1 pseudogene is annotated in these 251 nt (G+C 42.2%); it reads right to left on the bottom strand.

Annotated features, from left to right (window positions below):
- Positions 1–251: pseudogene (locus tag BZK24_RS08910) on the bottom strand (ATP-dependent Clp protease ATP-binding subunit); the annotation flags it as partial.

Genomic DNA, 251 nt, shown 5'->3' with positions numbered 1-251 from the left:
AAATCAAACGCTTTATCCGGGAAAAACCTATCGGTGAAAGAACGGCTTGAGAGTTTAGCCCTCGCTACGAGCGCGGAGTCATTGATGGTGATATTATGGTGCGTTTCTAAAGTTTCTTTCAACCCCCTTAAAATCTGTAAAGCTTCATTGATGCTAGGCTCATTGAGTAAAATGGGTTGGAAACGCCTTTGTAACGCCATGTCTCTATAAACTCCCTTAAAACATCGTTGCTGTTGGTTACGACCTTGATT

Origin of the sequence: Helicobacter pylori, assembly GCF_001998165.1 — a bacterium.
Classification (GTDB): Bacteria; Campylobacterota; Campylobacteria; order Campylobacterales; family Helicobacteraceae; genus Helicobacter; species Helicobacter pylori_DL.
This window is presented reverse-complemented; position numbering and strand designations above follow the sequence as displayed.